The 25,484-nt window shown below is 69.6% G+C and carries 25 protein-coding genes and 1 riboswitch; of the genes, 13 read left to right on the top strand and 12 right to left on the bottom strand.

Translation table 11 applies throughout. The annotated features are described in order from the left end of the window. The first annotated feature begins 8 nt into the window (after nt 1-8). Both D3230_RS14395 and D3230_RS14400 read left to right on the top strand, forming a co-directional pair. Entirely contained in the window at nt 9-962 is a 954-nt protein-coding gene (locus D3230_RS14395; protein ID WP_202345743.1) for a CorA family divalent cation transporter, read from the top strand. Beyond that, complete coding sequence (locus tag D3230_RS14400) at nt 959-1,846, top strand: CorA family divalent cation transporter (protein WP_202345744.1); 888 nt, start codon at nt 959-961, stop codon at nt 1,844-1,846. Before D3230_RS14395 ends, D3230_RS14400 begins: the two co-directional genes overlap by 4 nt. A 28-nt stretch (nt 1,847-1,874) precedes the next feature. On the opposite strand, the gene D3230_RS14405 is transcribed toward D3230_RS14400, so the two are convergent. Both D3230_RS14405 and D3230_RS14410 read right to left on the bottom strand, forming a co-directional pair. Beyond that, a complete protein-coding gene (locus D3230_RS14405) occupies nt 1,875-3,263 on the bottom strand; it encodes an ABC transporter ATP-binding protein (protein ID WP_202345745.1) in 1,389 nt (462 codons plus the stop codon). 18 nt (nt 3,264-3,281) lie between these two features. Continuing rightward, nucleotides 3,282-5,027, bottom strand: coding sequence for an ABC transporter permease subunit (locus D3230_RS14410; RefSeq protein ID WP_202345746.1), 1,746 nt, complete (start codon nt 5,025-5,027; stop codon nt 3,282-3,284). Nucleotides 5,028-5,151: 124 nt separating this feature from the next. Between D3230_RS14410 and D3230_RS14415 the strand changes: the two genes are divergently transcribed. The 6 genes from D3230_RS14415 (at nt 5,152) to D3230_RS14440 (ending at nt 10,140) form a co-directional block, all read left to right on the top strand. Next, nucleotides 5,152-5,574 (top strand): ArsR/SmtB family transcription factor, encoded by a 423-nt coding sequence (locus tag D3230_RS14415; RefSeq protein ID WP_202345747.1) that lies wholly within the window; start codon nt 5,152-5,154, stop codon nt 5,572-5,574. 69 nt (nt 5,575-5,643) lie between these two features. Next, complete coding sequence (locus tag D3230_RS14420; RefSeq protein WP_202345748.1) at nt 5,644-6,918, top strand: sensor histidine kinase; 1,275 nt, start codon at nt 5,644-5,646, stop codon at nt 6,916-6,918. Further along, entirely contained in the window at nt 6,906-7,604 is a 699-nt protein-coding gene (locus D3230_RS14425) for a response regulator (RefSeq protein ID WP_202345749.1), read from the top strand. The genes D3230_RS14420 and D3230_RS14425 overlap by 13 nt, the downstream gene beginning before the upstream one ends. Before the next feature lie 62 nt (nt 7,605-7,666). After that, on the top strand, nt 7,667-8,455 hold the full coding sequence (locus D3230_RS14430; RefSeq protein WP_237467618.1) for a hypothetical protein: 789 nt from the start codon (nt 7,667-7,669) through the stop codon (nt 8,453-8,455). Between the two features lie 31 nt (nt 8,456-8,486). Continuing rightward, nucleotides 8,487-9,545, top strand: coding sequence for an alpha/beta hydrolase (locus D3230_RS14435; RefSeq protein ID WP_202345751.1), 1,059 nt, complete (start codon nt 8,487-8,489; stop codon nt 9,543-9,545). Nucleotides 9,546-9,555: 10 nt separating this feature from the next. Beyond that, nucleotides 9,556-10,140 (top strand): NUDIX domain-containing protein, encoded by a 585-nt coding sequence (locus D3230_RS14440; protein WP_202345752.1) that lies wholly within the window; start codon nt 9,556-9,558, stop codon nt 10,138-10,140. A gap of 133 nt (nt 10,141-10,273) precedes the next feature. Here D3230_RS14440 and D3230_RS14445 read toward each other — a convergent pair whose 3' ends face one another. Then, nucleotides 10,274-10,780 carry a DUF5324 family protein gene (locus D3230_RS14445; protein WP_202345753.1) on the bottom strand — a complete coding sequence of 169 codons (507 nt, stop codon included), beginning with the start codon at nt 10,778-10,780 and terminating at the stop codon, nt 10,274-10,276. Nucleotides 10,781-10,965: 185 nt separating this feature from the next. On the opposite strand from D3230_RS14445, the gene D3230_RS14450 reads away from it, so the two are divergent. Then, nucleotides 10,966-11,475, top strand: a complete 510-nt coding sequence (locus D3230_RS14450; protein WP_202345754.1) for a peptidylprolyl isomerase — start codon at nt 10,966-10,968, stop codon at nt 11,473-11,475. A 5-nt stretch (nt 11,476-11,480) separates the two neighbouring features. Then, nucleotides 11,481-12,422 (top strand): rhomboid family intramembrane serine protease, encoded by a 942-nt coding sequence (locus tag D3230_RS14455; protein ID WP_237467619.1) that lies wholly within the window; start codon nt 11,481-11,483, stop codon nt 12,420-12,422. 33 nt (nt 12,423-12,455) lie between these two features. Here the strand turns inward: D3230_RS14455 and D3230_RS14460 are convergent, their stop codons facing one another. From D3230_RS14460 to D3230_RS14475, 4 genes are all read right to left on the bottom strand, one after another. Then, complete coding sequence (locus D3230_RS14460) at nt 12,456-14,015, bottom strand: bifunctional hydroxymethylpyrimidine kinase/phosphomethylpyrimidine kinase (RefSeq protein WP_237467620.1); 1,560 nt, start codon at nt 14,013-14,015, stop codon at nt 12,456-12,458. Further along, complete coding sequence (thiE, locus tag D3230_RS14465) at nt 13,994-14,641, bottom strand: thiamine phosphate synthase (RefSeq protein WP_202345755.1); 648 nt, start codon at nt 14,639-14,641, stop codon at nt 13,994-13,996. Before thiE ends, D3230_RS14460 begins: the two co-directional genes overlap by 22 nt. Beyond that, nucleotides 14,638-15,504, bottom strand: a complete 867-nt coding sequence (gene thiM / locus D3230_RS14470) for a hydroxyethylthiazole kinase (RefSeq protein WP_202345756.1) — start codon at nt 15,502-15,504, stop codon at nt 14,638-14,640. Before thiM ends, thiE begins: the two co-directional genes overlap by 4 nt. Further along, a riboswitch (TPP riboswitch) is annotated at nt 15,495-15,589 on the bottom strand. It overlaps the preceding gene by 10 nt. Before the next feature lie 195 nt (nt 15,590-15,784). Further along, nucleotides 15,785-16,060, bottom strand: coding sequence for a cell division protein CrgA (locus tag D3230_RS14475; RefSeq protein ID WP_202345757.1), 276 nt, complete (start codon nt 16,058-16,060; stop codon nt 15,785-15,787). A 57-nt stretch (nt 16,061-16,117) separates the two neighbouring features. On the opposite strand from D3230_RS14475, the gene D3230_RS14480 reads away from it, so the two are divergent. From D3230_RS14480 to D3230_RS14490, 3 genes are read left to right on the top strand one after another with little or no spacing between them, the layout of a single operon-like run. After that, the gene (locus D3230_RS14480) at nt 16,118-16,876 is read left to right on the top strand and encodes a class E sortase (RefSeq protein WP_202345758.1); all 759 of its coding nucleotides are present in this window, start codon (nt 16,118-16,120) and stop codon (nt 16,874-16,876) included. Next, nucleotides 16,876-17,034: a hypothetical protein gene (locus D3230_RS14485; protein WP_202345759.1), complete on the top strand. Its 159-nt coding sequence runs from the start codon at nt 16,876-16,878 to the stop codon at nt 17,032-17,034. The genes D3230_RS14480 and D3230_RS14485 overlap by 1 nt, the downstream gene beginning before the upstream one ends. After that, the gene (locus D3230_RS14490) at nt 17,031-17,663 is read left to right on the top strand and encodes an anthranilate synthase component II (RefSeq protein ID WP_202345760.1); all 633 of its coding nucleotides are present in this window, start codon (nt 17,031-17,033) and stop codon (nt 17,661-17,663) included. The genes D3230_RS14485 and D3230_RS14490 overlap by 4 nt, the downstream gene beginning before the upstream one ends. 116 nt (nt 17,664-17,779) lie before the next feature. On the opposite strand, the gene pknB is transcribed toward D3230_RS14490, so the two are convergent. Genes pknB through D3230_RS14515 form a run of 5 tightly spaced genes read right to left on the bottom strand, consistent with a single transcriptional unit; the run spans nt 17,780 to nt 25,482 of the window. Further along, entirely contained in the window at nt 17,780-19,495 is a 1,716-nt protein-coding gene (gene pknB / locus D3230_RS14495) for a Stk1 family PASTA domain-containing Ser/Thr kinase (RefSeq protein WP_202345761.1), read from the bottom strand. A 60-nt stretch (nt 19,496-19,555) separates the two neighbouring features. Further along, entirely contained in the window at nt 19,556-21,331 is a 1,776-nt protein-coding gene (locus D3230_RS14500; RefSeq protein WP_202345762.1) for a serine/threonine-protein kinase, read from the bottom strand. Further along, nucleotides 21,328-22,815: a peptidoglycan D,D-transpeptidase FtsI family protein gene (locus D3230_RS14505; RefSeq protein ID WP_202345763.1), complete on the bottom strand. Its 1,488-nt coding sequence runs from the start codon at nt 22,813-22,815 to the stop codon at nt 21,328-21,330. The genes D3230_RS14500 and D3230_RS14505 overlap by 4 nt, the downstream gene beginning before the upstream one ends. Further along, entirely contained in the window at nt 22,812-24,221 is a 1,410-nt protein-coding gene (locus D3230_RS14510; protein ID WP_202345764.1) for an FtsW/RodA/SpoVE family cell cycle protein, read from the bottom strand. The genes D3230_RS14505 and D3230_RS14510 overlap by 4 nt, the downstream gene beginning before the upstream one ends. Further along, nucleotides 24,214-25,482, bottom strand: coding sequence for a Stp1/IreP family PP2C-type Ser/Thr phosphatase (locus tag D3230_RS14515; protein WP_202345765.1), 1,269 nt, complete (start codon nt 25,480-25,482; stop codon nt 24,214-24,216). Before D3230_RS14515 ends, D3230_RS14510 begins: the two co-directional genes overlap by 8 nt. Between the last annotated feature and the right edge of the window lie 2 nt (nt 25,483-25,484).

Raw genomic sequence — 25,484 nt, forward strand, 5'->3', positions numbered from 1 at the left:
CGTTCGAAATGACTGAGAACACCACCCCGACCGTGCACACCGAGGAACTCGGTCCGGCCGATCTCCCGCGGAGCGGCTGGCTCCGCGTGCGGGCCTCCGATCGCGCGATGCTCGCGAACATTCATCGTCAGTACGGGCTCTCCCTGAACCCAGACGCGCGCCATCCGATCTACGAGCAGAACTTCGCCGTGCTGCCCGTGGATCTGCCCCTGCCCGACGCCCCGGCCTCGCCCACAGAAACCGCCTTCACGGGCGCGCCGATCCTGATCGCACTGAACGACGAACTCTTGATTACGGTCGAACCGGATCACCAGGTCGAGGCGCTTGCGACGGCGCAGGAGCGCGTCGTGCGGCTTCCCGAGACGGCGACGAGCCGAGAAGCCCTGTTGATCATCATCGAGGCCCTCAACGACGCGATGCAGGTCACCGTGGACCGGATCTCTCTCGTCCTGAACCAGCTCGCCGACGACGCGGTGGACAGTAGCGGCGGCTACGCCCTCGAGGGCCGGCAGGTGGGCGTCGCCGACATCGCTCAGACCGCGGTGTCGCTCGGGGGTGCGGAGGAGCTCATCGCCCGCACCGTACAGGGGCAGCTGATGCTCGAGCGCGCGGCCCGGCGGGTGCGACGCTCGAGCGGCACGGCCGCACAGGACTATTCGACGCTGCTCTCTGATATTCAGAGCGGGCGGCGTCACGCGCGGTTCCAGCACGCCAAGGTGCGGAACGTGCAGCAGTCCCTGATGACCACCCTGGATCTCAAACAGAACCAGATCATCAAAGTGTTTACGGTGGTGACCGCGGTATTCACGCCGCCGACCCTGATCGCCGCGTACTACGGGCAAAACTTCGCGAACATGCCCGAGTTGGCGCTGCCCTGGGGCGAATGGTTCGTGATGGCCACGACCGCGATCTTCGCGCTCGTGCCGCTCGCCTACATCAAGCGGAAGGGGTGGCTGCGATGAGCCTGCGCACCCTGACACACCGCAGCTGGACGCGCGTGCTGGTGGCCGGGCCCCACGAGTGGGAGCGCGCCGAACGTCTGAGCACCACGGCGAGCGACGGTTCCGCGCCCGGGATCCGCTTCCCGGTGCGATTTGTCACGCCGGATCCGACGGGGGCGACCGTGAGCGAGGCGATCGTGGTCCTCGGAACCGAGGAGATCGTCACGATCGAGCCGGGGCACGGCCTGCCCGTGCTCCAGGATGTCGAGGCGCGGTTGCACTGGGATGAGGCGCAGGATCGCGGCACCGCGGGGGTGGGACTCGCGATCGTGCGTGCCGGCTTCCAGGCGAACGCGGAAAGCCTCGGCCGCATCGAAGCCGATATTCGACAGGTCCGCAGCTCCGTGGCGGTGCTCGCGGAGGAGCGCGGAGACACCCGCGGGATCAGCGTCAGCGATCTCCCGAGCGTCAGCACCGTGCTCACCGACATCGACGCGGTGCTGAGCCAGGTCTCCTACTCCGTGGGGCGGCTCACACAGCTGGCCCGGCTCCTCCGCAGGCACGCCGGGGAAGGCGGGGTAGTGCCGCGCGGGGAACTCGACGCGCTCATCCAGCAGGGTGACGCGCTGTCGGGGCGCGTGGAGTTCCTCGTGGAACGACACCGCTTCCATGCACGGGGCACGGCGCAGCAGATCTCCACGAGCGATCTGAACGTGGTGAAGATCTTCACGGTGCTCTGGGCCATCCTCATCCCGGGCACGACCCTGATCAACTGGTACGGGCAAAACTTCGAGGTGATGCCCGAGCTGAGCTGGCCGTACTCCGCGTGGGTGCAAATCATCGGGGTGTTCTGCCTCGCGGTGATCCCGATCTACACCGTGAAGCGCGCGGGACAACTGCGCTAACCCGAACTCCCGCCCCGGACGGGGAGCCCTACCGCGGCTCGCCGTCCGGGGCGGCGCCATCCCCGCGGAGCAACTTCGTGAATCCCGCGGCCAGCTCGGTGAGCACGAGTTCGCCGGTGTCCGCGTCATAGTCGAACAGCTCGCCGTAGCGTCCCCAGTCGATCGCGAGATCGAGCTGCTTCTGCGCGTCGTCGGCGCTGAACGCGCGGCGGAGCAGATCCCGAAAGAAATCGTCGCGCAGGGCACCGTCGTTACTGTGCTCCAGTGCGCGGACGATGGTCGCCACGAGCGGGGCGCGAGCTGCGGCGAGCTCGGCGAACAGGCGTTTGCTGCCCTGGATGTCGGCCGACTGCCAGGCCCAGCCGAGCTCGGTGAGGAACGCTTGTGCCCCCTCGACCTCGAGCAGGCCGAGGAGCTGCGCCGCGTCGACGAGCGGGAGGAGATCATCGACGTCGAAGGCGAGTTCGTCGGCGAGATCGGGAAGATCGGTCTGCCCATCGTGAGACACCACGATCTGCACGAGCCCGGCGAGGCCGCCCACGGTCGCGTCCGGCAGCGGGTGGGTCAGCGGACCGGGCGGGCCCGCCGCGCGCGCGGCCGCATGGTCCTGACCGGTGACCCGCGCGTAGAGCTCGTCGACGGCGGTGGCGAAGGTCGGACTGCGCCGATCGCGGGGGCGGGGGATCCGAATGGGAACGTCCGCGGTGATGCGCGCGGGCGATCCGCCGAGCACGAGCACCCGGTCGGCGAGGAGCACCGCCTCGTCGATGTTGTGGGTCACAATGCAGATCGACCGGGTGGGGAAGCCGGGCGCCTCCCACATCGAGACCAGCTCGGCGCGCAGGTTCTCCGCGGTGAGCACGTCGAGGGCGGAGAACGGCTCGTCCATGAGCAGCACGTCGGGGTGCTGCACGAACGCGCGCGCGAAGCCGACGCGTTGCCGCATCCCGCCGGACAGCTCGCGCGGGTACGCCGACTCGAAGCCGTCGAGCCCGATGGCGTCGATCGCCGCGAGTGCCCGCTCCCGGCGCTCCCGGCGCGGCACCCCCGCCCCGCGCAACCCCAGTTCGACATTGTCGAGGACGGTCAGCCACGGCATCAGCGCGAACGACTGGAACACCATGGCGGTCCCCGGGTTCGCGCCGGTGAGTGGGGCACCCCGATAGGACACGGTCCCCGTCGTGGGCTCGATCAGCCCCGCGAGGAGGCGCAGGAGCGTGGATTTGCCGGATCCGGACCGGCCGAGCAGCGCCACGATCTCGCCGGAGCGCAGCGTGAGGGCCACCTCGGAGAGCACATCGAATTGCCCGCCCTCGGCGGTCGGGAAGGACAGGGAGAGCCCGTCCGCGCGGACCAGTTCGGTGCGATCCGGCAGCGCCCGTGCGCGCGCGGCCGATCCGTCCGTGGGAAAGCTCATGTCTGATCTCCGGTGGGGTTAGTTGAGGGCGTAGCGTGACTCGGCGAGGGTGTAGAGGGGCCGCCACAGGAACCGATTCAGCCCCACGACATACACGCTCATCACGAGCACGCCGACGAGGACGTTGCCGAGGTTTCCGTGCGCGGTCGCCTCCGCGATGTAGGCCCCGAGGCCGTGCGCGGTGAGCGTGTCGCCCCCGTAGCTCACGATCTCGGCGACGATGGAGGCGTTCCACGCGCCACCGGCCGCGGTGAGCGCCCCGGTGACCCAGGAGCCGAACACGGCGGGGAGGAGCAACTGGCGCCAGGTCATCCAGCGCGAGAGCCGCATGGATCGCGCCGCGTCGCGCAGATCGATGGGGATCGCGGCGGCGCCCGCGATCACGTTGAACAGGATGTACCACTGCGCGCCGAGCGACATCAGGAGGATGCCGCCGAGGTCGAGACTGATCCCCGTGGAGAGGAGCGCGATGGCGGCGAAGGGAAACAGGAAGTTCGCCGGAAAACTCGCGAGCAGTTGCACGAGGGGCTGCGCGATCCGGGTGACCCGCGGATTGAGGCCGATCCAGATCCCGATAGGCACCCAGACGAGGGTGCCCAGCACGAGGAGGATGAGCACGCGCGCAAAGGTGAGCGTTCCGAGCCCCGCCGCGACCGCGAACTGGGCGAGCCCGGAGTGCTCCGCAATGTAGCCGAGCATCGCGACGAGACCCCCGCCGAGCATCGCGACACCCAGGATCCCGAGCGCGCGGCGCGTGGTGCGGTGGCGCGGGCGGCGCCGTCGAAGCCGCGTGGCGCGCCCCCGTGAGCGGGTGAGGCGGTCGAGCAGCTCGACGCCGGGGGCTGCGGCGCGGCGGATCAGCTGCGGCACCGCGGATCTGCGGAGCACATCCAGGACAACGCTGCGCTGCGGTTCCGCCGTATTGGTGTCTCCGGTGCGGAACCGCTCGGCCCACGCCGTGAGGGGGCGCCAGAACACGAAGTTCACGCCGAAGACGAGGAGCACCATGACGATCGCGGCGAGCAGCAGATTGCCGGGTTCGGCGCGCTCGGCGGCCGCGGCGGCGAAGGAACCGATTCCGGGCAGAGCCAGGGTGCGGTGATTGACGGTGATGACCTCGGACGCGATCAGGAAGAACCACCCGCCCCCGAAGCTCATCATCCCGTTCCACACGAGCGGGAACGCGCCGTGCGGGGCGTCCAGGTTCCAGAACCGCTGCCAGGCGCTCAGGCCGAGGCTCCGCGCCGCCTCATCGAGGTCCCGCGGCTGGGTGATCAGGGATTGGTAGTACGCGAAGGTCATGTTCCACACCTGGCTCGTGAAGATCGCGAAGATTGCCGCGAGCTCCAGCCCCAGGATGGTCCCCGGGAACAGAGCGAGCCAGAGCCCGATGGTGACCGAGAGGAACCCGAGCACCGGCACGGACTGGAGCACGTCGAGGACGGGGAGGATCACGCGGCCCGCGCGGGGGTGCCGCGCGGCCGCGGTCGCCACGACCAGGGAAAACACGGTGGCGGCCCCGAACGCGAGGAACATGCGGAGGAGGGATCGGGCCGCGTAGGCGGGCAGCTGCGCGGGATCCGTGGCGACGCTCTCCGGGGCGAGCTCCGGGTCATACGGGGCGAGCCATCCCTGACCGAGCTCGACGAGGATCCAGAACAGCACGGCGACGGCCCCGAGGACCACGAGGTCGGCGATCCGGCGCTCGCGTGCGCGCAGCGCCACGTCGACCCCGCTGAAGGGCCCGGGCTGGGTGGCCGTCACTCGGGTTCCTCGTTTCCACTCGGATGCGCTGCGGGTGCCGGGGCGTGGCCGCGCGGCACCCCCGCCAGCATAGTTCGAATACACACTGACTTGCGCAAGTCACAGAACGGAGGATCATAGAGGTATGGACGTTCCCCCTGACCCGACGGTGACGGATGCCCAGTTGGCTGCGGCCGCGGGCACCTTCGACATGCTCTCGACGCCCCATCGTCTCCACATCGTGTGGCTGCTCTCGGAAGGGGAGTACGACGTCTCGACGCTCGCGGAACGCACCGGGGCGACCGTGCCCGCGACGAGTCAGCACCTCGCGAAGCTGCGCGCGGCGGGCATGGTCGCGGCGCGGCGAGACGGCCGCCGCCAGCTGTACCGGATCGAGGACCCGCACATTCTCGCGGTGGTGGGGCACATGTTCAGCCACATCGCCCCGGACGGCACCCTTGCGGGGGAGTCCGATGCGCGTCGCCCGCCCCGGGCCCCGCGGTTCGGCACAGCGGCCCCCGCGGCCCAGGGTGCGGAGGCGCTCGGGAGTGCTCCGGTTCCGCAGTAGGGAAACCCGGAACGCGAGTCTCCGGCCTTCCGGCTGCCGCGTGCGTCCCCCGCGCTCTACCGTAGGAGTATGAGCAGTTCTCCGAGCGCACCGGCGGCCCCCACACGGCCCCCGCTTCGCATCTCCCTGACCATCCTGCACCTCGCCGCGATCGGCGTCTTGGGCTGGGTTGTGGTGGCGATCCTCTGTGCGCTGTTCGCCCTCGGGTTGGGCACGATCATTCTCCTCGGGATCGGCGTCTTCCCGCTGATCGCGCTCGTCTATGCGCTGTTCGGGATCGCGTGGTTCGAGACCGAGCGGATCGGCGGCCTCTATCGCCTGGAGTTGCCCGCCCTGCGGCCCGTGCGCCAGCAGGAGCCCGGGTTCCCGGGCTTCCTCCGCACGATGTGGTGGCAGTTCGTGGACGGCAGCATGTGGCGGGCGGTCTCGAGTTTCCTGATCACGGCCGTGCTCGGCGTCATCATGCTGACGTTCGTGCAGAGTTTCCTCTGGTCGGCGGCGTCGGGACTCGCGCTGCTGTTCGGTGGCGACCTCAGTGCCCTGCCGGAATACACCTCGATCGTGGGGCTCTTTGCCTCCCTGGACACGCCGCTCTGGGGCTTCCTGAGCGCCCTGATCAGCCTCGCGGTGACGGTCGGGATCGCGCTCCTGCATCGCCTCATCACGATCCCGCTCGCGACCGCCGGTGCGAAGGCGCAGCAGCTGACCCGGCAGGCGCAGGCCTCGGCGCAGCAGCGCGCCGGTGCCGTGCGCGCCGCCGAGGTGGAGCGCACCCGGATCGAGCGCGACCTGCACGACGGCGTACAGCCGCGCCTCGTGTCGGTCGGGATGACGCTCGGCCTTGCACAGCAGCAGATCGACGCGGACCCCGAGGGCGCGAAGGCCCTCATCGCGGAGGCGCACACCTCAACGAAGTCCGCCATCACGGAGCTGCGCCAGCTCGCGCGGGGGATCCACGCCTCCGTGCTCGACGACCGGGGCCTGGATGCGGCGCTCTCCGCGCTGGCCGGGCGTTCGCACATCCCCGTCGTGCTCGATGTGCGGCTCCAGGGCCGCTGCAGCCGCGAGGCCGAGACCGCCGTGTACTTCGCCATCGCCGAGTCCCTCACGAACGCCGCGAAGCACTCCCGGGCGAGCGAGTGCCGCGTGGTGGTGCGGCTGCGCGACGGGAACACCCTGTGGGCGCGGGTCGAAGACAACGGCATCGGCGGGGCGCGCGTGCTCCCCGGCGGCGGCCTCGACGGCATCACGAACCGGATCCAGGCGGCCGGCGGCACCGTCCGCATCGATAGCCCGCAGGGCGGGCCCACGTCCCTGGAGGTGAGCGTCCCGTGCGCATCCTGATCTGCGAAGACTCCGTGCTGCTCCGCGAGGGGCTCGTGCGGCTGCTCGAACACTCGGGCCACGAGGTCGTGGCGGCGCTTCCGGACACGGACGGCGTGGCCGCGGCCGTGCTGCGGGAGGCCCCGGAACTGTGCATCCTCGACGTGCGACTGCCGCCCACGTTCACGGACGAGGGCATCCGCCTGGCGCGTGAGCTCCGCGCGGCGCATCCGCAGCTGCCCGTGCTCGTGCTCTCGCAGTACGTGGAGGAACGCTACGCCAGCGAACTCATCGCCGCGCAGGGCGGGGCGTTCGGGTATCTCCTCAAAGATCGGGTCGCCGACGTGGCCGACTTCATCGACGCGATCGAGCGGATCGCGTCCGGGGCCACGGTGCTCGACCCCGAGGTGGTCGCGCAGCTGCTGAATCGCCGCGGCCGTGACGACCGTATGGCCGCGCTCACCGAGCGCGAGCGCACGGTGCTGGCGGCCGTAGCCGAGGGGCGCTCGAACCACGCGATCGCGGGGCTCCTGTTCCTCTCGGAGGCCAGCGTCGAGAAACACATCACCGCAATCTTCCAGAAGCTGGGGCTCAGCCCCGACGAATCGGGCAATCGCCGCGTGCTCGCCGCGATCGCCCACCTCGAGAGCACCGGCGCGGTGCCCCCGCAGAGCTTCCCACACCCTCAGACCGGAGCGACCTCATGACTCAGCAGCCACAGCCCACCCCCACCACACCCGCCGGACGAAGCGCAGTGGGAAGCGCAATCATGTGGACCACCGCCGCCGTCGGCGGCCTGATGATCCTCGGGATCGGCGCCTCCGCCGCCTCCGCCGCGATCGGCTCCGCCGTGCAGGGCACCGCGGGCGGGACGCAGGCCGTCTCCACGCGGGGCGTCACCGACCTCGACCTCAACATCGGCACCGCGGAATTCACCCTCGCCTACGGGCCGGTGACCGAGGCCACGCTCGAGGTTACGGGGCCCCGCGGCGACCAGTGGCGCCTGAACCGTGACGAGGACAGCCTCGTGGTGACGAGCCCGCGCGGGCTGGGAGGGAGCTGCTGGTTCGGGTTCTGCCCGCCGGATCGCAGCACATCCACCGTGGGCACGCTGACGTTGCCGCAGGAGTTCGCCACCCGGGAGCTGGACCTCGACGCCACGGTCGGGGTGGGACAGTTCACGAGCGATGGGCGGTTCGGGAGCGTGTCCGTGGAGATCGGGGCGGGCGAGGCGCGGCTGACCGGCATGGCGCGAGACCTGGACGTCACCGTGGGCGTGGGGGAGTTCACCGGGGAATTCACCGGGGTGCAGACCGCCGCGTTCGACGTATCCATGGGAGAGCTGGATGCACGACTCCGGGGCCCCGCTCCGCGCACGGTCGACGTGACGGTCGGGGTGGGCAGCGCGACACTGGAACTCCCCGACGAGGTGTATGCCGTGCAGACCCACTCGAGCCTCGGCGACATGCAGAATGACCTCCGGGTCGCGCCGGACGCGACCGCGCGGATCTCCGCGGAGGTGAGCCTGGGCGAGCTGGTGCTGCGGCCCGGCAGCTGATCGCTCGCTCGTATCGACGTAGACTGGCCGCATGACGGCGTGGCGGGATGACATCCTCGGGCCGGGGTACGTATGCACCGACATCGACCTCGGGGCCGACGAAGAAGGCCCGCTGAGCGCGACCCTCGTGCGTTCCGATCCGGCGGCCCCGGGGTTCTGGTCGCGGCTGCGCGGACAGCGACGCCTGCTCGACGGGGTGGATGTTCTCTACGTCCACGGCTGGTCCGACTACTTCTTCCAGCGCGAGCTCGCGGAGTTCTGGACCGCGCGGGGCGCGCGGTTCTTCGCGCTCGATCTGCGCAAGTACGGCCGGAGCCTGCGCGACGGGCAGACCGCGGGGTACATTGACGAGCTCGAGGAATACGACGCCGAAATCGGGCGGGCGCTCGAGCTGATCGCCGAGGTCGGCGGCTCGGATCCCACGCGAAAGCTCGTGCTCTGTGGGCACTCCACTGGCGGCCTGGTCCTGAGCCTGTGGGCGGGCCGGCACCCGGGTCGCGCCGACGCGCTCGTGCTCAACAGCCCGTGGCTTGAGTTTCAGTTCGCCACGGCGGGCCGCCAGTTGATCGCGCCGCTCGTGACCCTGGGGGCACGCTTCAAGCCGAAGGAGGTCGCGCCGCAGCTCGATTACGGCTTCTACTCCCGCGCGCAGCGCGAGGTCGGCCCGCAGGCAGAACTCGCAACGCTCGATCCGCGATGGCGGCCGGAGCGCAGTCACGCGGTGTCGACGGGCTGGTTGCGCGCGATCCTCCGGGGGCACGAACAGGTGAGCCACGGCTTGGGGATTGAGATCCCGATCGGGGTGCTGCTCTCCGCGCGCTCGGCGCTGCCCCTGCGATGGAGCGATGAGCTGACGCGGGCAGACACGGTGCTCGACGTCGAGGAAGTGGCGAAAGCCGCGCTCAAACTGGGGTCCTCGGTGACGGTGGACCGCGTGGACGGCGGCCTGCACGACCTCTTCCTCTCGGCACCGGGGCCGCGGGCCGATGCCTACGCACGGCTCGACCGGTGGCTCATCGGCTGGCGCGCCCAGGAGGCAAGCACGCGCCCGCGCGGGGCGGCGGCGAGCCTCTCCGGCACAACCGAGTAGGCTCGGGGGCATGGATCTTCGAGTGGCCGCCTACGCGGTGGTAGAGCGCCGCGGCAAGATCCTGCTCACGCACTGGCGTCGCGGTCACCTCCACGGGTGGACGCTTCCCGGCGGCGGCCTGGAAAGCGGGGAAGACCCGCGGGCGGCAGTGGTGCGCGAGGTGATGGAGGAGACCGGGCTGGAAGCCCGCGTGGGGAAGCTCCTCGGCGTGGACTCGCGGGTCATGGTCCGCGAAGAGGTGCCGGAGGGCAGCGATCCCGAACTGCACACCATTCGGATCGTCTACCGCGCCTCGGTCAAAGACGGCCCGTTGCAGAACGAGGTGGACGGCTCCTCTGACGAGGCCCGGTGGGTGTCGATGAAGGAGCTCGGCTCCCTGCGCACCCTCTCTCTCGTGCAGACGGGGTTGCGCATGGCGGGCATTTCTCGTCGCGCGCCCGCCCGCGGCGGGAAAGGGCAGGGCAAGAACGCCGGGAAGGCTGGCAAGTCGTCGCAACGCGGGGGCAAAGCCGGGACGAAGAACACGAAGCCCGCCGCGAAGAACGGCAAGCCCGGCGCGCAGCGGACGCAGCCGACCCAGGATCCCGCCGCGTAACACCGGTCGCCGAGTTCCGTCACGCGGCCCCGCAACAGCCGGTCGCGACACTCCGCCGCACGAACCACACCGCCGCCGACACTGCGGGGTGCCGGCGGCGGAGTGGTCGAACCCGGTAACCGGGTCGTGTGGTCTAGTGCTCGGGGGCGACCCAGAGCTCGTCGTCCGTGCGGAAGGCCTGCCACAGCGCGTAGCCCACGCCGGCGGCCGCGGCGACGCCCAGGCCGATCGCGATGATGCCGCCCACGCGGCCCTTCTTCTTCGTCTTGACCGGCGCAAGGTAGCCCGCGCGCTCACCGAAGCCCCGCACCTTCGCCGCGGCGTCGTCGTTGTCGAGCTCGTCGAGCGTGCGGATCGTGCGCGCCAGCGCGCTGGCCACGAACGGCGTGGTCACCCGGCGCACGCTATCGGCGGCACGGCGGGCGGTGGCCACACCGCGATCGACCGTGGGACGCACCGCTTCGAGCGTCTCCTCGACCCGGGGAGCGAGATGCTCATCGCTCAGGAGTTTGGCCTGGTGGCCTGCCTGACTGAGAACATCGCCGGCCTGGCTGAGTACGACGCGCTGCTGATCGAGCAGATCCTGCGCGTTGCCTCGCAGGCTGCGCAGTTCACGGCGGCGCTTGCGTGAGAGATTCATTACGGTCCTCCTAGCTGGGCGAGGCGGTGAGCGTGAGTGCTCTGCTCCCACCCACGCTACACCGAGAGGCCTGGGTTTTTGGAGAATCGCCACGCTGGGGAGGGGAAAAAGCTCAGCTCGTGACCCTGAGCTTTCCCACGGCGAGTGCTCAGGGGTCTCTGAGAGCCCCGCCTAGACTAGGAGCCATGACCACTCACACCTCGGTAGCAACCATTCACACCAACCACGGCGATATCGTCATCAACCTGTTCGGGGACCACGCCCCCAAGACGGTGAAGAACTTCGTCGATCTGGCCCAGAAGGGCTTCTACGACGGCGTCATCTTCCACCGCATCATCCCGAACTTCATGATCCAGGGCGGCGACCCCACGGGCACCGGCACCGGCGGCCCCGGCTACAACTTCGACGACGAGATCCACCCGGAGCTCGGCTTCACCCACCCGTACCAGCTGGCAATGGCAAACGCGGGCAAGCGCCCCGACATGACCGGGCGCCTCGCGGGCACCAACGGCTCGCAGTTCTTCATCACCACGATCGCGCCGGACTGGCTCAACGGCAAGCACACCATCTTCGGCGAGGTCGCCGACGACGCTTCGAAGGCCGTCGTGGATGCCATTTCCGCGGTGCAGACCGGCGCCATGGATCGCCCCGTCGAGGACGTCGTGATGACCGGCGTCGACATCGTCGAGGCGTAACGAACATGGTGGCGAGCGGATCGGGGCCCGCATTCGGCGAGCGCGTCGAATACGGGCCCGACGACGTCTGCTATCGCCACCCGCGCGTGCACAGCTTCACGCTGTGTCAGCGCTGCGGCCGCACCATCTGTCCCGAGTGCCAGGTGGTGTCGGCCGTGGGCGTGCTGTGCCCGGAGTGCACGAAGCAGACGCAGCCGAGCACCGCGAAGCGGGCGGCACGTGCCTCGCGGGTCACCGGGCGCCGGATCGCGGCCTCGGACACCCCGGTGACCTACGGCATCATGATCGCCTGCGCGGTGGTGTTTGTGCTGCAACTCATCACCTCGTACTTCGGTGCCGACGAGGTCACCCGCGCGCTGTGGTACGCCCCGCTGTACTCCCTGCCGGCTGACGTCCTCCCCGCCGACATGGGCTTTGAGCCGTGGCGCATGTTCACCGCGATGTTCACGCACTCCACTGGCTTCATCTTCCACATCCTGTTCAATATGTACGCGCTGTGGCTGTTCGGCCGCAACCTGGAGCAGATGATCGGCCGGGTGACGTACCTGGTCCTCTACCTGTTCGCGGGCGTGGGCGGCTCGCTGGGCGTCATGTACTGGGCCTATGTGTCGCCGGAGACGATCAACGTGCCCACCGTGGGGGCGTCCGGAGCCATTTTTGGCGTGCTCGCGGCGACCCTGGTCGCCTTCCGCGCCGCCCGGGTCAATGTGACCTCGCTGGCCGTGCTCCTCGCGATCAACGTCGGGATCGGCTTCCTGCCGGGCACGAACATCTCGTGGCAGGCGCACCTCGGCGGCATGATCGTGGGTGCCGCCACCATGGGCGTGCTGCTGGCCACGCGCGGACCGCGCCGCCGCACCGCCCGAATCGCCGCGCTGGTCGCGATCGGGGTGGTGCTCGCGGGGCTGGCCTGCGGCTACCTCGTGGTGATGCCGGCGATCTTCTAGCGCGGTTCCCGGGTTCCCGGGCAGACCGCCGCGTTATCGCGCGGGGGTCTGCCCGAAGAACTCGCGTTCCCAGCCGGCCGCGGCGGCAAACGCGCGCCACATTCGCTCGCGGATCTCCGGCGTCGCGGCCGCAGCGGCCGCGGTGACGTAGCCGATCGCGGTCTCCGTGTCGGCGGCGAACTCGGCGTTGTCATAGGTGGCGATCCACTCCGCGTAGGGGTGCTGCGCCGATCGCGCCCGCGCATCGATGTCGCCGTTCACTAGGCGCGCCCCCAGATCCGCGTACATCCAGAAGCACGGCAGCACCGCCGCCACGGCCTCGGCGTAGCCGCGCGTGCTGGCCGCGAGCAGGTGATTCACGTAGCCGTTGGTCGTCGCCGACGGCAGCGGGGCCGCGCCCGCCCGGTCGTCCGCGTCGCCGAGGCGTGCGCGGTGCAGTTCGAGCTCACCCATGATCGCGGCGTGCGCGGATCGCGCCCAGAAGCCCTGCTCCTCGGGGCTCGGCGCGATCTCGGACAGGCGCGCGAGCACTCGGGCGTACGCGCGCAGGTAGATCGAATCCTGCACGACGTACTCGAGGAAGTGCGCGCGATCGAGCGTGCCGTCCGCGAGGGTGCGGATGAAGCCCAGCGCCTCGGTGTCCGCGCGGATCGCCGCGATGCCGTCCCACCACTCGGCCCGGATCGTCGCCGGACTCGGTGCCGTGTCGAGGCCGCCACGCTCCCACAGCCCGAAGAAGTGGTGGAGGGGGCCGGAACCGCCGCCGACGCGCAGCTGATCGGCCGCAGCGAGGCTCTCCCGGAGCCAGGCGCGGGATCGCGCGACGGCCCCCGCCCAGTCACCCGGCGCGCGAGCGAGCCGTGCGGCGATCCCGGCGGAAAGCGAGCACCCCGTGCCGTGCGTATGCGGGGTTGCGATTCGGGCACCCGGGAACTCGGTCACCGTGCCGTCCGGGGCGACGAGGGCGTCCGGGGCCGCCGCCCCGGCGAGATGCCCGCCCTTCACGAGCACCCGCACGCGGGATGCCGCGGCGAGGCGGGCCCCCTGCGCGAGCGCCTCCGACCAGCTGCCTGCCACGGCCTCGGCGGTGAGGGCTGCCAGTTCGTGCAGATTGGGGGTGACGAGGTCGGCGAGCGGGAGCAGCGCGCGCAGCGCCGCGACCGCCTCCGGGGCGAGCAACGGATCACCGCTGGCGGCGATCATCACCGGATCGAGGATCACGGGGAACGCCGCGAGCGTCGGGCCCTCCCGGTCGGACCCAGCGTCCCCGCGCACCGCCTGGAGCCACTCGGTGACGGTGGTGATGACCTCGACGTTCGCGAGCATCCCGATCTTCACCGCATCGATACGCACGTCGTCCGAGACCGCATCCAGCTGTGCCCGGAGAAACCCGGCCTCGGGGATGTGGACCGCGCGCACCCCGCGGGTATTCTGCGCGACGAGCGCGGTCACCACGGCCATGCCATAGCCGCCTCCGGCGGCGATGGACTTCAGGTCGGCCTGAATGCCGGCCCCGCCGGTCGGGTCCGTGCCGGCGATGGACAGGACGTTGGGGGTGAGGATCCCGGCGCTCATCGCGACACCCCCTGCCATGCGGCGCGGAGCTGCCTCGCCGCAGTCTCCGGATCTGCGGCGGCGCACAGCGCCGACACCACGGCGATGCCGGCGGCACCGGCCGCGCGGAGTGGGCCGACGTCGGAGCGCCGGATCCCGCCGATGGCCACGCACGGCAGCGCCGTGGCCGCGGCGAAGTCGCGGAACCCGGGCACTCCGAGCGGGGTCGGATGGTCGGGCTTGGTCACGGTGGGGCGGATCACGCCGACGCCCAGGTAGTCGACCGTGTGCGCGGGGAGCGCCGCGACGGCGGCGAGATGTGCCGCGGTGTTCGCGGTGAGCCCGACGATCGCGTCGGGCCCCAGCTCCGCTCGCGCCTGCCGCACGCCGGCGTCGCCCTGCCCCAGGTGCACGCCCGCAACCGGGAGGCCGCGCTCGCGCGCCGCGAGCGCGACATCGAGCCGGTCGTTGACGAGCAGGTCCGCCCGTCCGTCGATGACCGTGGCCAGTCGGTCGAGCTCGGCGAGCTGTGCGGACGCCGTCCCGTGCTTGTCCCGCAGTTGCACCGTGGTGACCCCGCCCTGCACCGCGTGGCGCACGGTGGCCGCGAGGCCGCGGGATCCGCAGAGCGCGGCGTCGGTGACGAGGGTCAGCGCGGGCCTCATGCTGGGACTCCCGTGGCCAGCGCCGAAGAATCGGCGCGCCCGAAGCGCGCGTCGCGCCGGGCGTTCTCCGGCGTGAGGCGGGCCAGCGCGTCGAGGAGTGCCGCGGCGAAGCTCCCGGGACCGGCGGCGGTCCGGGCGGCGGCGGTCGCGGCCAGGCCATACAGCGCGTGCGCGGCGGCCACGGCCGTGGCCGGAGCGTGCTCGCCGCGCACCGCGAGCAGCGCGGCAACGACGGCACCGAGCGCACAGCCACCTCCCGTGACCCGGGTCAGGAGGGGATCCCCGCCCAGGACGCGGACCGTGGCGTCCGTCGTGTGCACCAGGTCCGCGGGGCCCGAGATCGCGATCACCGCCCCGTGCTGTCGGGCGAGCGCCGCGGCACTGGGGAGCGCCGCGGCGGGAGCGTCCGCCGAGTCGGTGCCGCGGCCGCCGGACCCGTGCCCGGCGAGCGCCCGCACCTCGGAGGCGTTGCCGCGGACTGCGGTCGGGCGCTGTGCGAGCAGCTCGTGGGCGAGCGCCGTGCGGATCGGCAGCGTCCCGATCGCCACCGGATCGAGCACCCACGGCGTCCCGGCGGCTCGCGCGCCGGCCGCGGCCTCGCGCATCGCGTCCCGGTGTTCGGGGGCGGGGGTCCCGAGGTTGATCAGGAGCGCATCGGCGACGCGGGCAAAGACCCCGGCTTCGCCCGTGATGTCGACCATCGCGGGGGCCGCGCCGAGCGCGAGCAGCGCATTCGCGGTGAAGCCCTGCACCACACCGTTGGTGATGCAGTGGACGAGGGGCGTTCGCTCGCGAAGCCGCGCGAGGAGATCGGCCGTCACCTCCGCGAGATCCGGCGCGGGCTCGAAAAATGGTGCGTTCATTGAGACATCCCTTCGCTCGTGCTAACGAGAGCAGGTTCGACGGGTCTGATCTCAGCCGCTGGATGCGGCACCCCGTGTCGTTGGCAGTCAGCCTAGCCCATGGCGGCCGCGCCGGGGCCCACGTACGCCAAAGCCCCCTCCGTACGGAGGGGGCTTTGGCGTACGAACCGGGCCAGGGGGCCGGTATTCCCGGGGTGGGGGGAAGTTATCCACAGCCTTGTCCCCAGCCTGGGGAGGAATTACACCGGTGTGATTCCGAGGGAAAAACGCGTGGCTTGGGCTACTTCCACCAGGGGGTCATGAGGAAGCCGACGAGCACGAGGCCAAAGCCGACGAAGATGTTTGCCTGCCCCAGCGGAGGAACGGGGAGCTGCAGGCTGCCGCTCGTGATGTAGTACAGCACGATCCAGATCAGGCCGAGGAGAATGAAGCCGAACATGACTGGCTTGAACCAGACGGGGTTCGGGGCGTCCTTGCGCGCGGCAGCACGTTCTGCCCGATCGCGCTCGAGTTCGCCCGACTGACGCTTGCTCACGTTTTTCCCTGCTGCTGCCATGGCTCGATTCTAGCGGGATCCGCGGCGAGACTCAGGCTCGCGATCTAGAATGTCAGCATGTCCCAGACTCGAGGCGGCCGGAGTCGCCGTCGCAGAGCGCGCCTGAGCCCGCTGACCGTGATCGGTGAGCTGTTGCTCGTCGCCGGCCTGGGGGTGCTCGGCTTCATCGTCTGGCAGCCGTGGCACACCGGAGTGACGGTCACCGCGAAGCAATCGGAGCTCTCCGCCAGCGACTCCGCGAAGTGGGACGCCGAAGCACGACCGCTGCAGACCGACGGAATCCCGGTCCCGCCGAAGCCGGCACCCTCCGAGGCCTTCGCCGTGCTTCACGCCCCGGCCTTCGGCACCACCTACGCGAACCGGATCGGTGAAACCACGGACTGGTGGACGGTGCTCAACCTGGATGAGATGGGCGTCGGTCACTACGAGATGACCCAGCTTCCTGGCGAGCCGGGGAACGTGGCGCTCGCGGGGCACCGCTCCGGGCCGCTCATCAACTCGTTCCGCGAAGTGATGAACCTCCGCGTCGGCGACCCCATGTTCGTGGAAACCGCCGACGGCTGGTACTCCTACCGCTTCCGCTCGATCGAGTACGTGCTGCCCGACGAGACCGATGTGCTCAACCCGTTCCCTCGGCTTGAGGGGCAGCCCGGAGTGGACCAGATCCTCACCCTCACGACCTGCCACCCGAAGTGGGCGGGCAGCGACGAGCGCGCCATCGCCTACTCCGTGTTCGAGGGCTTCCAAGCCCGTGCGGACGGGCCCCCCGCGGAGCTGCTCGAACTGAATCCGGCGCTGAAGGGAGCTGCGAGCTAATGTTCTCGATTCTGTGGCGGTTCTTCCCCGGCCCCGCGTGGCTCCGGGTCATCGTGCTCTTGGCGGCACTCGCGGCCGTCGTGTACGCGCTCATCACCTATGTCTATCCCTGGGTTGCCCTGCAGCTCCCCGCGCAGGAAGTTACGGTGGGAACATGACCCGCATTCTTGTCATCGACAACTACGACAGCTTCGTCTACACCCTCAACGGGTACCTGCAGCAGTTGGGTGCGTCGACGCGGGTGATCCGCAATGACGAACTCACCGCCGGCGATCTCGAGCAGCTGCTCGCAGAGTTCGACGGCGTGCTGATCTCACCCGGCCCTGGCACCCCCAGCGACGCCGGCGTCTCGATCGCGATGGTGGGGATCGCCCTGCGCACCGGGATCCCCGTGCTGGGTGTGTGCCTCGGACACCAGGCCATCGCCGAGGCGCTGGGTGCGACGGTCACCCACGCCGAGGAGCTCATGCACGGCAAGGTGTCGCGGGTGCGGCACACGCACGACGCGTTCTTCCGGGACGTCCCGGAAGAGTTCAACGCGACCCGGTATCACTCGCTCGCCGTGGTGCGCGAGACGGTGCCCGAGACACTGGTGATCACCGCGGAGACCGCGGGCGGCATCGTGATGGCGCTGCGGCACCGCGAGCTCCCGATCTACGGGGTGCAGTACCACCCGGAATCGGTGCTCACGGAGGGCGGCTATCAGCAACTGGGCAACTGGCTCGGGGCCGTCGGGCTGCCGAACGCGGCCGAGATCGCGCGCTCACTCACGCCGCTGATGCGGTGACGCGGTGACGCGGTGACGCGGTGACGCACTGAGCGTCAGATGCGCGAGGGGCCAGACACCGACCGGTGCCTGGCCCCTCGCGCATCCGCAGCAGGCGGTCGAGCCGGCGCGGGGCGTTAGCCCGTGCAGTACTTCATTTCGAGCCCCGAGCCCTGGGCCTGCTGCCCGACCACCGACTGCTCGAGGATCGGATACCCGGCCTGTGCGGGGCAGTTGTTGATGGGCGTCTGCGTGATGCTCAGCCCGAGGCCATCCAGCAGCGAGCTGGCCACGTCCATCGGCTGCCCGGTGATGTCGGGAACCAGGACGAGGCCGCTCGACACGGTGAGGTCCACGCTCTTGCCGGACTCCAGTTTCGAGCCGACCTCGGGGGTGACCGCGAGCACGCGGCCCTCGGCCTCAAGCGGGTTGTCCTCGGTGGTGACGACGCCGATGGTGAGCCCGAGATCCTCGATCGCCTTCGTGTATTCCTCGAGCGACATCCGAGAGAAGTCCGGGATCTCCGCGGACTCGGGGCCGGTCGAGATATAGATCGTGACGGCATCGCCCGGGCTCAACACGATTCCGGACTCCGGGTCGCTGGAGATCACGTGGCCGGCCGCGGTCGTGTCACTCGTCTGCTCGACGGGCAAGGCGACGAGATCCTTGGAACGCAGCAACTCGATCGCCTCAGCGCGCTCCAGATCCACGAGCGCCGGGATCTCGCGGGACGAATCCGGGAGGAACTGCTTCGGCGCGAGCGTGACGAGCCAGAACACGACGGCGATGATGACGGCGCCGATCGTGAGGATCGCGGCCCAGGTCCACATCACCGGAGGCCGGCTCTGCGTACGTGATCCGCCGCCCCCCTCGGCGAGCTGGCGCAGAGCGAGGTCGGACTCCGAGACTTCCTCGCCGCCGGAGAACAGGACGGTGTCCTGCTGCTGGAGGTCGAGTTTCGGCATCGTGCCGTTCGCCGCGAGACGCAGGGCCTCACGGAACTCCGACGCGGACTGGAAGCGTTTTGCGCGATCCTTCGCGAGACCATACAGCACCACGCGATCGAGTTCCGGGGTGACCTCGGGGTTCTGCTCGCTCGGCGGCTTCGGGCGCTCGCTGACGTGCTGGTACGCCACGGCTACCGCGCTGTCGCCGCGGAACGGGACCACGCCGGTGAGGAGCTCGAACAGGAGCACCGCGGTGGAGTACAGGTCGGTGCGCGCGTCGATCGCCTCGCCCTTGGCCTGCTCGGGCGAGAAGTAGGCGGCGGTGCCCAGGATGGCGGTGGTCTGCTGCAGCGTCGATGAGGTCTCGGAGACGGCGCGTGCGATGCCGAAGTCCATCACCTTGACCTGACCGTTCTGGGTCACCATGATGTTTGCGGGCTTGATATCGCGATGCACGATCCCGGCGCGGTGCGAGTATTCGAGCGCGGTGAGCACCGAGTCGACGATCCGGGCAGCCTCGGACGAGGAGAGCTTGCGCTCCGCCATGATCTCGCGCAGGTTGCGCCCCTCGACGTACTCCATCACGATGAACGGCAGACGTTTCGGGCCGTCCGCGGTCTGGATCAGGTCGTCGCCAGCGTCGAACACGCGCACCACCGTCGGGTGCGCCATGCGCGAGGCCGACTGCGCCTCCTGGCGGAAGCGAGACCGAAACTGGTCGTCCCCCGCGAGGTCGGCCTTCATCACCTTGATGGCGACCTGGCGTCCGAGCTTCGTGTCAGTGCCGCGGTAGACGGTCGCCATGCCGCCCTGCCCCACGAACTCCCCGATGGCGTAGCGCCCGGCGAGAATGCGCTGCTCGCCGTTATCTGCCGTCTCGGGCATAGTCACCTCTTCCGTGCTCATGGGACTGTCTCCAAGTTTATCGGGATCGGGCGGGCAGGTGCGGGAGGCGGGCGGCGAGGATTAGTCGCCGGACCCCTGCTCGGGCTTCTCGGGGTCGGGCTTCTGCTCGGCGGGTGCCTTGACCGTGATGGTCGCAGCCTCCGACGCCGGCGAGGTGCGCGTCACCGAGGAGCCGTTCCCGCAGGTGACGGAGTAGCTCACGCTGATCGACCCGTCGCTCGCACCGGCGGCGAGCTCGTTCGCGGTGACCGCCACGTTCGGCGACTGCACGGAGCCCGGACCGGTCCCGTCGCCGCCGATCGTGACGTTGTACGCCTGGAGGGTGAGGCCGGTGGGGCAGCTCGCGACGCCCCAGCTGACGTTCGACACCGCGCCCGAGTTCACACTCGCCGGGCTCGCCGTCGGCGCCGCGGGCTGCGCGACCTCGCCGTAGGGCACGTTGTACGTCAGGGTGATGAGCTGATCGAAGGGCACCCGATCGCCCGTGGGGTTCACCGAGGTGACGATGTTCAGCTGGTCGTCCGGCGCCTGATTGCCCGGCTGCGGCTTCACGTTTGAGAACCCGAGACCCTGCAGGTACCCGACGGCCTCATCGATGTTCATGCCGATGAGCTGGCCGTCATCCACCACGCCCGTCGTGACGGGCGGCGGTGTGGTGGTCGTGGGCGGCTTGGTCGTCTTGGGCGGGGTCTTCGACGTGGTGGTCGGCTTCGGATCGCCCGAGTTGCCGCTCAGCAGCGCGTAGGCGGTGCCGCCGCCGATGATCAAGAGCAGCGCGAGGAGCGTGATCAGCGGCCACGTCCACGGGCTCTTCTTCTTTTTCGGGGTGTCCTCGGGATCGCCCTCGAGGCCCTCCTCGCCGAGCGCGACCGTGTCGGCGGCCTGGCCGGGCAGCGCGGTGGTGCGCGGCAGCGCCGTGGTCGCCGCGTCCATGCCCGCCGTCTGCTCGGGCAGCACCGTGGTCGCGGGGGCCGTCTCGCCGAGCACCTGCGGCACGTAGCTCGCGGCGAGCTGCACATCGCCGCGGTGCAGCGCGGTCGCCGCCTGGGCGAGCTTCGCAGCCGTCTGCGGGCGCCCGGAGGCGTCCTTCGCAAGGCACGCGTAGACGAGGTTGCGCACGGGCTCCGGGATGTCGCTCGGCAGATCCGGTGGGGTGTCGTTGATCTGCGCCATGGCGATCGCGACCTGCGATTCCCCGGTGAACGGCCGGCGGCCGGCGAGGCATTCGTAGGCGACCACGCCGAGCGAGTAGATGTCGGTCGTCGAGGTGGCCGTGTGGCCGCTCGCCTGCTCCGGCGCGAGGTACTGCACCGTGCCCATGACCTGGCCGGTCGCGGTGAGCGGCACCTGGTCGGCGATGCGCGCGATGCCGAAGTCGGTGATCTTGACGCGGCCCTCGGGCGTGATCAGCAGGTTGCCCGGCTTGATGTCGCGGTGGACCAGGCCGGCATCGTGCGCGGCCTGCAGCGAGGTCGCGGTCTGGGCCACGATCCCCAGCACGCGGTTCGGTGGGAGGCGGCCCTCACGCTCGATGATCGACGAGAGCGGCTCGCCGGGCACGAGCTCCATCACGATGTACGCGGAGCCCTGCTCCTCGCCGTAGTCGAAGACGTTCGCGATGCCCTCATGGTTCACGAGTGCGGCGTGCCGAGCCTCGGCGCGGAACCGCTCGAGGAAGCCCGGGTCTCCCATGTACTCATCTTTGAGGATCTTGATGGCGACGGTGCGACCGATAATGCTGTCGGTAGCGTTCCATACCTCGCCCATGCCCCCGACGGCGATCCTCGAGCTGAGCTCGTAGCGTCCGCCGAATGTGATCCCTGCTGCTGGTCTCATTCGCTCAACACCGCTTCCATTACTCGTTTTCCAATGGCCGTGGGAATGTCGTACGACGACCCCACATAACCGTATGCTTCTCCGCCACCGTCTTCGACCACAACGGCGACGGCAACCTCTGGGTCGTCCACTGGAGCAAACCCTGTGTACCACAGCGTAAAGGGCAGGTCATTCCCTTCGGCGTTGGTGCCGTTCTCCGCGGTCCCCGTCTTTCCCGCGACGCGGACGCCCGGGATCGCTGACTTCATCGCGAGCCCGTCCGCGGAGGAGACGCCCTTCTCCATCATCCCGGTCACCGCATCCGCGGTTTTCGAGGAGATCGGCTTGCTGAACTCGGTCGGACTGAACTGCGTCTCCACCCGAAGATCCGGGGTGATGACCTGCTCAACCAGGGTCGGCTTCATCACCGTACCGCCATTCGCGATGCCCGCGGAGACCATTGCCATCTGCAGCGGGGTGGCGCGCACGTCGAGCTGCCCGATCGAGGACAGCGCGGCTTCCGCGTCGCTCTCCGGGGTGGGCGCGACGCTCTGGGTGACGGTGAGCGGGATCGTGAGATCCTGCTCGAATCCGAAGGCCCGCGCCATCTCGGACACCGCGTCGGGGTCCAGCTTCATCGCCAACTCCGCAATCGGGATGTTGCAGGAGAGCACGATCGCCTGCTCGAGGGTCGCTTTCTCGTCAGGCCCGCAGGCGGTGCGTGAGGCGTTCTGCATCACGCTCGTCGACTGCGGCAGGGTGAGCTGCGCGGGGTTCGGGAACGAGGAACTGGGGCTCGCGTCGCCGCTCTCGATTGCGGCGGCCGCGACGAGCAGCTTGTAGACCGAGCCGGGGTGGTACAGATCGCCCGCAATCGCGCGGTTCTGGAGGGGTCGCGTGGGATCCTCCTCCAGCTGCTTGTAGTTCGTGATGATGTCCGCGTTGCTGTTCGAGGACAGCAGGTTCGGATCGAAGCTCGGGGTGGACACCAGCGCCAGAATCTTGCCGGTCTTCGGCTCGATGGCGACCACGGCACCCTCGAAGCCCTGTTCCGTCATCGCGGCAGCGGCCGCCTCCTGCACGCGTGCGTCGATCGTCGTCTCCACCGAGCTGCCCTGCGGGGCGACGCCGTTCAACGTGTTCATGATGCGGGTGAAGAACTGTGCGTTGCCGATGCCGGAGAGCTCCTGGTTCATCGCCGATTCGAGGCCCGAGATGCCCTGCGAATGCGAGAAATAGCCGGTGATCGGGGCATAGAGCGGTCCCGCGGAGTACTGCCGCACGTAGCGGAAGGAGTCGTCGGTGGGCGTGGAGAACGCCACCGGATCGCCGCCCACGAGGATCGAGCCGCGCTCGACCTTGTAGCCGTTCTTGACCGTGCGGCCGTTGAGCTCGTTGGCGCGGAGCTCGTCCGCGGTGACGAACTGGATCATGGTGACCGCGAAAAAGAGCGCGATGAACATCGCGAACACGGTGCGGGTAATGAACTTCAGCTGCTTGTTCATGCGCGGATCACCAACTTCGGTCGATTGCGGACAGAGTTGGAGAGCAATATGAGCAGGGCGATGATGATCCAGTTCGACACGAGCGAGGACCCGCCCGCCGCGAGGAACGGCGCCGTGAGCCCGGTCAGCGGGATCAGGCGGGTCACGCCGCCGACCACGATGAACACCTGCAGCGCGATCGCGAAGGCGAGACCCGCGGCGAGCAGCTTGCCGAAGTCGTCCTGCCCGGCAAAGCCGATGCGCAGGCCGCGGCCCACGAGCAGCAGATACGCCGCGAGGATCACGAACAGCCCGATCAGCCCGAGTTCTTCACCGAGGCTCGGGATGATGTAGTCGCTCTGCGCGAGTGGGGTGTCGGCCGGGTAGCCCTGACCCAGTCCCGTGCCGGTCATGCCGCCGTTGGCCATCCCGAACAGGCCCTGCACCATCTGGTGGCTCACCCCGTAGGGATCCGCGAAGGGGTTCAACCAGTTCTCAAAGCGCTGGTTCACATACTCGAGGGTCTGGCTCGCGACCAGGCCGCCCACGAGGAACAATCCGACGCCCAGGATGATCCAGCCGATCCTGCCCGTCGCGAGATACAGCATCGACAGGAACAAGCCGAAGTACAGCAGCGACGTTCCGAGGTCGCGCTGGAACACCAGGACGCTCATGGCCGCCAGCCAGAACACGAGCAGGGGACCGAGGTCGCGGCCGCGCGGGAAGCGGATGCCGAGCACCTTTTTCCCGACCATCGCGAGCGAGTCCCGGTTGCGCACCAGATAGCCCGCGAAGAAGATCGCGAGCAGGATCTTCGCGATCTCACCCGGCTGGAAGGAGAACGAGCCGATGTGGATCCACACCCGTGCGCCGTTGATGGTCTTGCCGATGCCCGGCAGCATGGGCATGAGCAGCAAGATCACGGCGGCGAGGCCCGTGAGGTAGGTGTAGCGGAACAGCACGATGTGGTTGCGGATCAGCGCGAGCACCACGATCGCGGCGACCACCGCGACGGTGGACCACACGAGCTGCCGCACCGAGTCGGCGCCCCACCCGGTGAGGTCGTTCGCGAGGTCGATCCGGTAGATCATTGCCACGCCCACCACGTTGAGGAACGCGGCGATGGGCATGATCAGGGGATCCGCGTCGGGCGTGACCTTGCGGATCGTGAAGTGCAGGGCGAGCAGCGCGATGATGAAGAGCGCCCCGGAGGGCAGCAGCGTCGCGGTCACCGCCCCGTTCACCGTCATATCGATGATGATGACGGCCGCGACGCCCACGGCGATCGCGAACAGCAGCAGCGACAGCTCGAGGCCCATGAGCAGGCGCGGGGCGCGCAGCGCGGTGATCCGCTGCAGCACCGTCTCGCTCGTCCGGGTCTTCTCGAAGGTCCGGGGCTCGTCGTTCCCGGTCTGGGCGTTACTCACCGTGCACCCCCAATCGGAGCACGATCTCGCGCGCCTCCTCGATGGATCCGGCCGCGAGCGTGCGCTCCACCTGCCGCTGCTCGAGCCCGTCGAGCTCGGACACCGGAATGTCGGTGTCCTCGGCGACGGAGTGCAGCTGGAACGAACCGATGTTCTGCTGCACGCCGCGGTAGATGATCACGGTCTCGCCGTCGGTGCCGACGAAGTAGCGCGTTTGCGTCCACTGGTAGCCGAACAGGAGCGCGCCGCCGATCGCCACGAGCACGGCGAGGCCGCCGAAGGCCCACAGGAGGCGGCGCCGGCGGTTGCGGCGCCGGGTCTCGGCCATGAGCTCGGCGAGGTACTCGTCGACGCGGGGTTCGAAGTGGCTCTCCGCGATGAGCGGCGGGCGGCGCACCGGGCGGCGGCTGAGGATCCGGTTGCGTGCGGTCGACACGGCGCCGTCGCGCGGCGCCGGTGCGGAGGCGGCGGATCCGGCAAATCGCGGATTCGGTGCCGGAAGCTCGAGGGTCTCGTTGGGGTCGCGATCCGGCGCCTCGACGGTTTCGATGAGCACCACGGTGACGTTATCCGGGGCCCCGTGGGACAGGCTCTTGTCGATCAGCCCGTCGACGGCACCCTGCAGCGAGGTGCGGCGCCGCAGGATCTTCTCGATGTCCGGATCGTCCACGTAGCCGCAGAGGCCGTCGGAACAGAGCAGCCAGACATCGCCGGGGCGCGTGTCGAGCACCTGCGTGTCGACCTGCGGCGACGAATCGACGTCGCCCAGGACGCGCATCAGCACGGAGCGCCGCGGGTGCACCGCGGCCTCCTCCTCGGTGATTTTGCCGCTGTCGACGAGACGCTGCACGAAGGTGTGATCCTTGGTGATCTGCCGCAGCTCGTTGTCGCGGAGCAGGTACAGCCGTGAGTCGCCGATGTGGGCGAGCGCCAGCTGGTTCCCGACCGTGATGAAGCCGGTGAAGGTGGTGCCCATGCCGGCCAGCTCGGGCCGATCGAGCACGGTGGCCCGCAGCTTCGCGTTGGTCTCGAGGACGGCGGTGCGCAGCGTGTTCGTGGTTGCCTCGGGGCTGCCGAGCGGCGCCACGTCGAAGGCCGACATTTCCTTGGCGGCGATCGCGGAGGCGACGTCGCCGCCCGCGTGCCCGCCCATACCGTCGGCAACGAGGAACAGATGATCCCCGGCATACCCGGAATCCTGGTTGTTCGAGCGCACCATTCCCACGTGGGAACCGATGGCGCTCTCATACGCAACCGTCACGC

It is taken from the genome of Leucobacter chromiireducens subsp. solipictus, from assembly GCF_016758195.1.
GTDB lineage: Bacteria > Actinomycetota > Actinomycetes > Actinomycetales > Microbacteriaceae > Leucobacter > Leucobacter solipictus.

Bases quoted from the DNA above. Each gene is read 5' to 3' on its own strand.
- D3230_RS14395 (WP_202345743.1), top strand. From the start codon at position 9: ATGACTGAGAACACCACCCCGACCGTGCACACCGAGGAACTCGGTCCG.
- D3230_RS14400 (WP_202345744.1), top strand. From the start codon at position 959: ATGAGCCTGCGCACCCTGACACACCGCAGCTGGACGCGCGTGCTGGTG.
- D3230_RS14405 (WP_202345745.1), bottom strand. From the start codon at position 3,263: ATGAGCTTTCCCACGGACGGATCGGCCGCGCGCGCACGGGCGCTGCCG.
- D3230_RS14415 (WP_202345747.1), top strand. From the start codon at position 5,152: ATGGACGTTCCCCCTGACCCGACGGTGACGGATGCCCAGTTGGCTGCG.
- D3230_RS14420 (WP_202345748.1), top strand. From the start codon at position 5,644: ATGAGCAGTTCTCCGAGCGCACCGGCGGCCCCCACACGGCCCCCGCTT.
- D3230_RS14430 (WP_237467618.1), top strand. From the start codon at position 7,667: ATGTGGACCACCGCCGCCGTCGGCGGCCTGATGATCCTCGGGATCGGC.
- D3230_RS14435 (WP_202345751.1), top strand. From the start codon at position 8,487: ATGACGGCGTGGCGGGATGACATCCTCGGGCCGGGGTACGTATGCACC.
- D3230_RS14440 (WP_202345752.1), top strand. From the start codon at position 9,556: ATGGATCTTCGAGTGGCCGCCTACGCGGTGGTAGAGCGCCGCGGCAAG.
- D3230_RS14445 (WP_202345753.1), bottom strand. From the start codon at position 10,780: ATGAATCTCTCACGCAAGCGCCGCCGTGAACTGCGCAGCCTGCGAGGC.
- D3230_RS14450 (WP_202345754.1), top strand. From the start codon at position 10,966: ATGACCACTCACACCTCGGTAGCAACCATTCACACCAACCACGGCGAT.
- D3230_RS14455 (WP_237467619.1), top strand. From the start codon at position 11,481: ATGGTGGCGAGCGGATCGGGGCCCGCATTCGGCGAGCGCGTCGAATAC.
- D3230_RS14460 (WP_237467620.1), bottom strand. From the start codon at position 14,015: ATGGCAGGGGGTGTCGCGATGAGCGCCGGGATCCTCACCCCCAACGTC.
- thiE (WP_202345755.1), bottom strand. From the start codon at position 14,641: ATGAGGCCCGCGCTGACCCTCGTCACCGACGCCGCGCTCTGCGGATCC.
- thiM (WP_202345756.1), bottom strand. From the start codon at position 15,504: ATGAACGCACCATTTTTCGAGCCCGCGCCGGATCTCGCGGAGGTGACG.
- D3230_RS14475 (WP_202345757.1), bottom strand. From the start codon at position 16,060: ATGGCAGCAGCAGGGAAAAACGTGAGCAAGCGTCAGTCGGGCGAACTC.
- D3230_RS14480 (WP_202345758.1), top strand. From the start codon at position 16,118: ATGTCCCAGACTCGAGGCGGCCGGAGTCGCCGTCGCAGAGCGCGCCTG.
- D3230_RS14485 (WP_202345759.1), top strand. From the start codon at position 16,876: ATGTTCTCGATTCTGTGGCGGTTCTTCCCCGGCCCCGCGTGGCTCCGG.
- D3230_RS14490 (WP_202345760.1), top strand. From the start codon at position 17,031: ATGACCCGCATTCTTGTCATCGACAACTACGACAGCTTCGTCTACACC.
- pknB (WP_202345761.1), bottom strand. From the start codon at position 19,495: ATGAGCACGGAAGAGGTGACTATGCCCGAGACGGCAGATAACGGCGAG.
- D3230_RS14500 (WP_202345762.1), bottom strand. From the start codon at position 21,331: ATGAGACCAGCAGCAGGGATCACATTCGGCGGACGCTACGAGCTCAGC.
- D3230_RS14505 (WP_202345763.1), bottom strand. From the start codon at position 22,815: ATGAACAAGCAGCTGAAGTTCATTACCCGCACCGTGTTCGCGATGTTC.